7 protein-coding genes are annotated in these 5,241 nt (G+C 62.8%); 4 read left to right on the top strand and 3 right to left on the bottom strand.

Going from position 1 to position 5,241, the window contains the following annotated elements; translation table 11 throughout:
* Positions 1-513 precede the first annotated feature (513 nt).
* The gene (locus NKI20_RS33275) at positions 514-1,188 is read left to right on the top strand and encodes a peroxiredoxin-like family protein (RefSeq protein WP_023758572.1); all 675 of its coding nucleotides are present in this window, start codon (positions 514-516) and stop codon (positions 1,186-1,188) included.
* 33 nt (positions 1,189-1,221) lie between these two features.
* Here the strand turns inward: NKI20_RS33275 and NKI20_RS33870 are convergent, their stop codons facing one another.
* Both NKI20_RS33870 and NKI20_RS33270 read right to left on the bottom strand, forming a co-directional pair.
* Complete coding sequence (locus tag NKI20_RS33870; RefSeq protein ID WP_502898187.1) at positions 1,222-1,497, bottom strand: hypothetical protein; 276 nt, start codon at positions 1,495-1,497, stop codon at positions 1,222-1,224.
* Positions 1,427-2,095, bottom strand: a complete 669-nt coding sequence (locus NKI20_RS33270) for a recombinase family protein (protein ID WP_502898186.1) — start codon at positions 2,093-2,095, stop codon at positions 1,427-1,429. Before NKI20_RS33270 ends, NKI20_RS33870 begins: the two co-directional genes overlap by 71 nt.
* Before the next feature lie 26 nt (positions 2,096-2,121).
* Between NKI20_RS33270 and NKI20_RS33265 the strand changes: the two genes are divergently transcribed.
* The 3 genes from NKI20_RS33265 to NKI20_RS33255 are packed head-to-tail and all read left to right on the top strand — an operon-like array spanning position 2,122 to position 4,854.
* Positions 2,122-3,144 carry a zinc-dependent alcohol dehydrogenase family protein gene (locus NKI20_RS33265; protein WP_352838199.1) on the top strand — a complete coding sequence of 341 codons (1,023 nt, stop codon included), beginning with the start codon at positions 2,122-2,124 and terminating at the stop codon, positions 3,142-3,144.
* A gap of 57 nt (positions 3,145-3,201) precedes the next feature.
* On the top strand, positions 3,202-3,636 hold the full coding sequence (locus NKI20_RS33260) for a lipocalin-like domain-containing protein (protein ID WP_352838197.1): 435 nt from the start codon (positions 3,202-3,204) through the stop codon (positions 3,634-3,636).
* A 21-nt stretch (positions 3,637-3,657) separates the two neighbouring features.
* Positions 3,658-4,854: an arabinose transporter gene (locus NKI20_RS33255; RefSeq protein WP_352838195.1), complete on the top strand. Its 1,197-nt coding sequence runs from the start codon at positions 3,658-3,660 to the stop codon at positions 4,852-4,854.
* Positions 4,855-4,938: 84 nt separating this feature from the next.
* Here NKI20_RS33255 and NKI20_RS33250 read toward each other — a convergent pair whose 3' ends face one another.
* Positions 4,939-5,136, bottom strand: coding sequence for a hypothetical protein (locus tag NKI20_RS33250; protein ID WP_352838194.1), 198 nt, complete (start codon positions 5,134-5,136; stop codon positions 4,939-4,941).
* Positions 5,137-5,241: the final 105 nt, after the last annotated feature.

Below are 5,241 nucleotides of genomic sequence, written 5' to 3'. Positions count from 1 at the left end.
GGGCATGGATTACGTCCTCCTCGCTACCGATCATGCTGGACCATAGCACCACCGTGGAAGGGCGCAGAGATGGGCGGATGCTGTCTGCTGACAATGGGGTCAGTGGACTGTTCGAACCCAGAAGGAGCAATCCAATGTGGGGTCCCACAACCCACCCCCACCCCCTGGCTGCCGATGAAGCCCGGGGGTTGGTCAGCCGACCCAGCGGAGATTAACTCACATCCGGTTGCAAATGAGCTATGGAGTGACGAGGACCAGCAGTTGGCTGTGGGATCGTCTGCGCGAGAAGGTCCAGCGTTCGTGGGGCGCCATCTAGTGTAAAAGCGTTGCCCTCCGTAAGAACTAGCGTCCACCCTCTCCGTGTGTGTTATAAATGGATTATCGACGCTCGACCTCGACGCCGTCCTAAGGCCGACCGCCATTTCAGCATGCCCAAGGACGTATGTGCCGCACATGGGCTCAAGCCACCCGCCCGCACATCCGTTGTGGATTGACCCGCGAGGAGGGATCAGCATGTCAGAACGTCTCAACATAGGCCCGCTGCAACCTGGCGAAACGGCGCCCAATGTCGTGCTCGACGCGATTACCCGCGAGGGCAAGATCGCCATCGACGATTTCCGAGGCGAGAAACCAGTGCTGGTTGGGCTGTATCGAGGTCTCCATTGTCCTTTTTGCAGGCGTCATATCGCCATCCTTTCGCAACTCACCCCAGCCCTCAACGAGAAGGGCATCGAAAGCCTGACAGTGGTCAACACGCCCATCGAGCGGGCGCGCCTCTATCTGCGGTACCATCCGATGCTCGGCCTGCTCGCGGCGTCCGATCCGGAGCGAACTTCACACCGCGCCTTTGGATTGCCGAATATGCAGATCACCGAAGACGAGAGCGCATGGCCGCAAAAGGTTTCGATGAGCGATGTGAAGTCGATGCGGGTCGACTTGCCGGGCGAGATGCCGGAACCGATGGACCCGTTTGCGGCGCTCGAATATCTGAACAAGAAGGACAGCTACGATATCACGGAAGCGGATCAACAGATGATGGCCACCGGCATTGGGCAGCTCGTCGGCCAGTTCCTGCTGGACCGCGATGGCGTCGTTCGCTGGACTTCCAACGAGGTACTCGATGGCGGCCTATTCGGCGCCCCGAACACTCAGGAGCTGATGTCGGCAGCGTCGCAAATCGGAAGGTAAGGCGCAGCTTCGGTAGTGGGGGTAGGCACAGGATTACGCGAAGTTAGCGCCTGTCGCCTGATCGGGGCCCCACAATCGGCACCACTCCCGCCACCGACAAACCCCGGCGGGGGTGCTATGGTCATGCGCCACCGCACGACTACCAGCGGGAGTTGAGCGGGTTTGCGATCCAGACGTAGTACCTCCTGCCACTTCGTCTTGCATCCCAGCAGAAGCTTGCTCTGGTAGGCTGAGCTTCTTACGAGCATCCCGATTGATGATGTCCGTCACCTGAACAGCTGTCCATGTTCCGCCGCGCGCCGAAGCGATGCCGCGCGCATTGAGTGCTGTCGCGATCTGCCGGAGCGATTTGACCCCGCTTGCTTGGATGTCGCGGATGATCGGGAGGATGTTGGCTGCAAAGGCGTCGGCTTGCGCCGTGCGGACCGTACGAGACATCGCCTGTGCTTCGGCAAGCTTCGGTCCGCCAAGTTTGACGCCGCGCCTTGGCTGCCGCCAGAGCTTCCCTCGTGCGCTGGCTGATCACCGCCCGTTCCTTTTGGGCGACCGCCGCGTAGATGTGCAGCATGAAGCTGTCGACACCCATGCCCAATTCGGCAACGACGAATGGCACCCGATCCGCCATTAAGCCGCTGATGAAATGGACGTCACGGCTCAACCTGTCCAACTTGGCGACGATCACCGGGCAATCATTGCGTTTGGCCGCCGCCAACGCTGCGGCAAGCTGGGGGCGCTTGGCGAGTGCATCTGCGCCCTTGCCGGTTTCGACCTCGATGAACTCGCCGACTATCTCGAAGCCTTCGGCTTCAACGAAACGGGCGATGGCCTGCCGCTGTGCCTCAAGGCCGAGACCGCTCTTGCCCTGACGGTCGGTCGAGACGCGAAGATAGGTGATTGCGGGCTTCATGGGCGACTTCCTTGTTTGTGTAAGGAATGTATACGCTCGCAACCCTTCTTTACAAACCGGGCGACATCCGCTGCGAGGAAATCGCCGATCCGAAAATCATGCGGCCGACGGACGCCATCATCAAGCTGTCGGCAAGCTGCATCTGCGGCTCGGACCTGTGGCCCTATCGCGGATTGCAGCCGGTCGACGGCCCGATGCATATGGGCCACGAATATTGTGGCATCGTCATCGAGGTCGGCGCAGAGGTGCGCACGGTCCGTCCCGGCCAGTTCGTCGTCGGCTCGTTCTGCCTCTCCGACAATACTTGCCCGCATTGCCGCTTCGGCTTCCAGTCGTCCTGTGTGCAGCGCGAGTTCATGTCGGGCGCGCAAGCGCCTTACGCCCGCGTGCCCTTGGCGGATGGCACACTGGTCGCCACCGCCGAGGTGCCGCCGGCCGAACTCATTCCTGACCTGCTGGCTGTGTCCGATGTGCTCGGCACCGGCTGGTATGCAGCCGATGCAGCCGAGGTCCGAGAAGGATCGACGGTGGTGGTGGTCGGCGACGGTGCGGTCGGCCTGATGGGCGTGCTTGCGGCCAAGGAGATGGGCGCCGAGCGCATCATCGCCATGAGCCGGCACGCCAGCCGCCAAAAGCTCGCCCGCGAATTCGGCGCCACTGATATCGTGGCCCAGCGTGGCGAGGAAGGCGTCGCCCGCATAAAGGAACTCACCAAGGGCGTTGGCGCGGACTCGGTGCTGGAATGCGTCGGCACAGCGGAATCCTTCGACCAGGCGCTGGCCTGCTCTCGCCCCGGCGGCACCATCGGCTATGTCGGCGTGCCGCACGGCGTGAGCTTCGACGGCCAAAAACTATTCTTCGGCCAGAAGCGTATGTTGGGCGGCCCGGCGCCGGTGCGCCGCTTCCTGCCCGACCTTATGGACCGTGTGCTCAAGGGCGTGATCAAGCCCGGCAAGGTCTTCGACCTCAAGCTGCCGTTGGCCGAGGTCGCTGAAGGCTACCGCGCCATGGACGAGCGGCGCGCCATCAAGGTCATTCTTTCCGTGTGAGCGAAGATTGGGCGGACGGCCTGTTCGCGCCCACAAATCAGAAAAGGAACAACGCATATGACGATGAGATTGAAGATAGCCGCCCTGGCGCTTGCGCTTTCGGTCGCCACGCCGGCTTTCTCCCAAGAGTCCCCGATCATCGGCGCATGGCGCATGAGGTCGCTCGAGGCCGGCGCCGATGGAAACCTCAAGCCCGTGCCATATTCCGGCCAGGTCATCTTCACCGAGTCCGGCACCCTCTCGGTGCAGGCCCAGAATCCCGACGCTGAGGCGCCGGACACGCCTTACACGGCGAATGGCTACGAAGCCTATTACGGGCCGGTCGCCATCAACGACCAGGACAAGACCTTCGTCATCACGATCGAGTCCTCCCTGGTCCGCAACCTTGTCGGGAAGAGCATGAAACGCAAATTCGAAGTCTCGGACAACAAACTGGTCCTCACGCCGGACAATCCGGCCGAGGGCTGGCGCGTGACCTACGAACGTTACTGATCGGAACAGCCGGCTGTCAAAGTGTTATCGGTGGTCACAAATGGCGCGGACTTCAGATCGAAATGGCGCGATAGCGGAATGCCAATCATGGCGGCTGTTTTCGCCGGCTTCCTCCTGATCGGCTTGGCGCTACCCGTCCTGCCGCAGCATCTTCACCAGCAACTCGGCTTCTGCCCCTTCGCAGTCGGGCTGGTGACGGGCAGCCAGTTCGTCGCCTCGATGCTGTCGCGCATTGGAGCCGGAAATTATGCCGATGGGCGCGGCGGCAAGCGGGCCGTCATCGTCGGCCTCATTGCCGCTGCCCTGGCGGGGTTCATTTATCTCGGCTCGCTGGCATTGCTCGACCGACCGGTAGCGTCCGCATCGGCGCTCTTCGCCGGCCGGGCGGTACTAGGCGCGTCTGAGAGCTTCATCATCACCGGCGGTGTCGCCTGGGGCCTTTCCCTTGCGGGCGGACAGAACTCCGGAAAGATCATAGCCAGGGTGGGCATGGCGATGTTCGCGGCGCTCGCGCTAGGCGCGCCGATCGGATCTGCGCTTTACGCGGCGAGCGGCTTCGCCGCGATCGCACTCGCGACGGTCGGCCTGCCGCTTGCGACGCTGCTTGCCATCCTGCCTATGCGTGGCACCAGTCTCGCAGCGAGCGCCGCGCGACAGTCATGGGCGAGCGTGGCGCAAGCGGTCTGGCTTCCCGGCGTCGGAGCTGCTTTCAGCAGCCTTGGCTATGGCGCGATCCTTTCCTTTGGCGCGCTGCTCTTTGCTGAACGCGGCTGGCAGCCGGTCTGGCTTCCCTTCACCGCTTATGCCGCGTCGCTGATCGCGGCAAGGCTTTGCTTCGGCCACCTGCCTGACAAGTTGGGGGGCGCGCGCGTCGCCGTGATCTTCGTGGCGGTCGAAGCGGCTGGGCTGATGCTGATCTGGCTTGCGCCCGGGCCTTTTCTCGCCGCCATCGGAGCGGGCCTGACTGGCCTTGGCTACTCGCTGGTCTATCCCGGTTTCGGTGCCGAGGCCGTAAGCCGTCTTCCGCAACGCAGCCGCGGCCTGGCCATGGGACTCTACACCGTCTTCCTCGACGTGGCGCTCGGCTTCGGCAGTCCGGCGCTCGGCTTGGTCGCCGCGTCGGCCGGGCTGCAATTCGTCTTCTTCGCCGTCGCGGCGGCGACGCTTCCGGCGTTGGGCATCGCTCTGCTGCTGGGTCGCCGTAGCGCTCCACTATAGCTAGTCTGTGCTCGAGATGTCGCGCAACCACGATCGCTCCCGCTTCGGGCGACGTCTGCTTCCGAGCAATGGCAAGACCGAAGTCTACGTAAGCCGACCGATGTGACGGGCCAGCGCCTCAAATTCCGGCCGGACTTGATCGATTTCCAATTTGGCGTCCGAAGGCGCGTGCAACGTCACGCTGGGAAATTCCGCAATCAGGGCAGGTCCAGTGCGGGCTCGGAGGGTCTCGGCTGCCTGTTTGAAAGTGGTGGCGTTATAGGCCAACTTGCCGTCGAACATCACGGTGATCGTCTTTGCCGCAGGGCGAAATCATGAATCGTTAACCTGCAAGGACGGCTTGGCGGTAGGTCGGGTTCATGAGGGCTTTGAGGCGCTTACGCTTGA

It is taken from the genome of Mesorhizobium sp. M0830 (assembly GCF_040319965.1).
In the GTDB taxonomy this organism is placed as follows: Bacteria; Pseudomonadota; Alphaproteobacteria; order Rhizobiales; family Rhizobiaceae; genus Mesorhizobium.
Note: the sequence above shows the minus strand (reverse complement) of the source record. Positions and strands in the feature narration are given on the sequence as shown.